The 3,052-nt window shown below is 37.8% G+C and carries 5 protein-coding genes, 3 tRNA genes and 1 pseudogene; 7 read left to right on the top strand and 2 right to left on the bottom strand.

Annotated features, from left to right (window positions below; genetic code table 11):
- Together Q0238_RS03265 and Q0238_RS03270 are read right to left on the bottom strand one after the other, a co-directional pair.
- Window positions 1–243, bottom strand: a pseudogene (locus Q0238_RS03265) (3-deoxy-8-phosphooctulonate synthase); the annotation flags it as partial.
- Between the two features lie 51 nt (window positions 244–294).
- Complete coding sequence (locus Q0238_RS03270; protein ID WP_297942891.1) at window positions 295–882, bottom strand: transglycosylase SLT domain-containing protein; 588 nt, start codon at window positions 880–882, stop codon at window positions 295–297.
- Between the two features lie 128 nt (window positions 883–1,010).
- Here Q0238_RS03270 and Q0238_RS03275 point away from each other — a divergent pair.
- The 7 genes from Q0238_RS03275 to Q0238_RS03305 form a co-directional block, all read left to right on the top strand.
- Window positions 1,011–1,086 (top strand) — tRNA-Val (locus Q0238_RS03275).
- 59 nt (window positions 1,087–1,145) lie between these two features.
- Window positions 1,146–1,222, top strand: a tRNA-Asp gene (locus Q0238_RS03280).
- Window positions 1,223–1,233: 11 nt separating this feature from the next.
- A tRNA-Lys gene (locus tag Q0238_RS03285) sits at window positions 1,234–1,309 on the top strand.
- Between the two features lie 79 nt (window positions 1,310–1,388).
- Window positions 1,389–1,850 carry a hypothetical protein gene (locus tag Q0238_RS03290; protein ID WP_297942894.1) on the top strand — a complete coding sequence of 154 codons (462 nt, stop codon included), beginning with the start codon at window positions 1,389–1,391 and terminating at the stop codon, window positions 1,848–1,850.
- 8 nt (window positions 1,851–1,858) lie between these two features.
- Window positions 1,859–2,194 carry a hypothetical protein gene (locus Q0238_RS03295; protein ID WP_297942896.1) on the top strand — a complete coding sequence of 112 codons (336 nt, stop codon included), beginning with the start codon at window positions 1,859–1,861 and terminating at the stop codon, window positions 2,192–2,194.
- A gap of 73 nt (window positions 2,195–2,267) precedes the next feature.
- Complete coding sequence (locus Q0238_RS03300; protein ID WP_297942897.1) at window positions 2,268–2,654, top strand: Imm41 family immunity protein; 387 nt, start codon at window positions 2,268–2,270, stop codon at window positions 2,652–2,654.
- Between the two features lie 4 nt (window positions 2,655–2,658).
- On the top strand, window positions 2,659–3,052 hold a 394-nt coding region (locus Q0238_RS03305), incomplete at its 3' end, for an Imm41 family immunity protein (RefSeq protein WP_297942899.1).

The following is a 3,052-nucleotide window of genomic DNA, read 5'->3' on the forward strand; positions in this document are numbered from 1 at the left end:
GCTTTCGTGGATGTCGGTTAAAATTTTATAGCCGAACTTTTCCTTTACTTCGGCTAAAATTTCGCAGCCGCGCTGCAGCCCCGGGCCGCGGAAGCTTGAGATGCTGGTGCGGTTGGCTTTATCGAAGCTACTTTTGAAGTAAAATTCCACCCCGCTCATTTCGTTAAATTTGCGCAAACTTTCCGCGACTTTCATTATTAGCTCGCGACTTTCGATCACGCAGGGTCCTGCGATCAGTATCATGAAATATCCTTTTTTAAAATTTGCGCGATTTTAGCGAAATTTTACTAACTCTTAATAGGGCTTGCCGAAAAATTTCTCGTAATGTTCGTAAAAGCGCTTGTAGTAGGGGTTTGAGTAGCGTTTGCGCATGCCGTAGTTGTAGCACTCGATCGTGTCTTTGATATTTTTATTTTTGGCGTTCCAGCATTTGCGCAGGATCTTGGCACATTTGGTAAGGTTGTACATCGGATTAAATATATAATCGATCTCGTTTTGGCTGAAATTTACGGCGTTTAGCTGCCCGAGTCCTACGTCGATGCTAAAGCCATCCTCGTACAGGTACTTGGCGATCTGCACGGCGTAAATTTCGTTTGCCGGTATGATCGTAACGACACATTTGCTGGAATTTAGGCTGTAGTTGCTCGTTTTGATGCGGATATTTTGATTGCGCAGGCTTGCGAAATAATCGGCGTTTGCTTTGTTTGTCAAAAAGGAGATCGTGTAGGGCTCGAAGTCGCTTTCGATTTTGACGATGGTGTATAAAATTTCAGGCTTTACCCCTTCGTTTTGCGCTACTGCGGCGATGGCGTTTACGATCTCGTTCGGCGAGTAAGCGGGGGCTTGAAGCGCTAAAAACAGGGCGAAAACCAACTTTTTCATCTAAATTTACCGAGCCTTTGATAAAATTTTATGTCGCAAGTATAGCACAATTTCAGTCTTTTCATCATTGTTTAAGTGAAAATTAATCGTATTGGATATATAATCACATTTCTTTTTTAAACCCAAACGGTCGCTTAGCTCAGCTGGTAGAGCGCCACCCTTACAAGGTGGATGTCGCAGGTTCGATCCCTACAGCGACCACCATTTTGAAATCCTTGGATTTCATACTTCTTAACACTTGCGTTGCGAGTGTGATTTTTGGTGCGACGGTAGTTCAGCTGGTTAGAATGCCGCCCTGTCACGGCGGAGGTCGTGGGTTCGAGCCCCATTCGTCGCGCCACTTCTTACGATGTCTTGCTAGCTCAGTAGGTAGAGCATCTCACTTTTAATGAGGGGGTCGTTGGTTCGAATCCAACGCAGGACACCACTTTTATCACTAATCAAATCGTCAAATTCTATGATTGATCGTTTATATCTAAAAAGCCAAAAATAAGTAAGGATATAAAATGAAATTTTTTCTCATCATACTTAGTATATTTCTTTGTATTTATATTGTTCTTTCGGTGCTAAGTTTTTCACCTTGTGATATTAACGATATGTTGAGGCAAAACTACAATCGTATGGAGCAAAAATGCAGATTAAAATTGATACGACGGGCTAATAATGGCAACAGCGGGGCGCATAGGCGACTTTTCTATTTTTATGAATCTTATTTTTTAGATAGATATTGTGTAGATCAAAAGGCGGAGCAAGAACTAGACAAAGAGGAGCTAAATTTTATTAAAAAATTTCATTCTGGAAATTTAGATCTATGCACAAATAACGACTTTATAGTTGGTTTATTAAAAAAGTGCGTTTTGAGGGAGGGAAATTTCACATTGTGTACCAAGCGGATCGGAAAGGAAAAAGAGATTAACATGGATGAAGTCATACATCTATATTACGCGGATAGGAAGCCAAAAGAATAAGAGATTTCATGAAAAATAAAATTTACTTTATTACCGCCGCTATAATATTATTTGCGTGGATATTTTATCTGTATAAAGAGCAAAGCGCCTCTTGCGATATAAAAGATCTTTTTATGGGCGATACCGAAATAACAAAAGAGTGCAGAATTGCTATAATAAAGCAATTTGACAAGAACGGTAACCCTCGCGCATATAAAAGGTTGAGTTTGGTTTATGGAAAAATTTTAAGCGAAAGACCGACAGAAGAGGTTTTAGATGAGCTAGACCGAGAAGAGATAGAATTTTTGAAAAAATTGTATCCTGATTCAGAAATTCTATCTAAAGAGCTATCAAATAGAAAATAATAGATTTTTATAAACGCAAATTCGCCATAAAGATGGCTAAATTTAATGAATAAATGAAAAAGGACGGTGATTAATGGACTTAGAGTTTTTATACCAGAATTCAACGAATTCTGATAAATTCAGCATCAATTCGTTTGTCGGGAAATTTATATATCAAAGAACCTGGTCGGATTGCGACTATTGGGAGTTAGATAAAACTTTAATGCAGATTTTGAGCTTTTATCATAAAAAAACGCTTCCAAAAGAAATTTTCGCCGCAATACTAGCGATATTTAATGATGTTATCGGCGTAGAGGACAAATCGGAAATTTATGTAAGCAATATGTTGTGCGCGGAAAACAGCGACGGCGTGGTGCCTAGCATATATGATAGATTTGAAAGATTAAACGTTCTGTGCAACAGCATCGTATTCGAACAAAAGCTTGACAATAGCGGTTTTTGGTATGTTCCAAAGGATTAATGCAATGAATCTTGTAAATTTTTATAGAAATACCGCATTTGATGATAGATATGATGCAAATTCCTTTATAGGTATGATTTTGGATAATAATCTATGGTCCGATGATGAATATTGGAAATTGGAAGCCGATTTAAAAAAGATTTTGCGGCATTATAAAAACAAAGAGTTGGACCCGGAAATAATGCAAGGCATTATTTCTATCTCTAATGATATATTTCTAAACGGAAGTTGGCGCGACGTAGATATAGACGCAAAAAGCGAATGTTTTAAAACGTATAAATATCAAGAAGATACAAAGCCGAATATTTTCGATAGATTTCGCCGTATAAAAAGCTTATTATTGGCGGTTGCATCAGGGGATGAAAATTTTTATAAAATCAAATTTTTCTATGAAAATT

The sequence above is a fragment of the uncultured Campylobacter sp. genome (assembly GCF_938045775.1).
Taxonomy (GTDB): Bacteria; Campylobacterota; Campylobacteria; order Campylobacterales; family Campylobacteraceae; genus Campylobacter_B.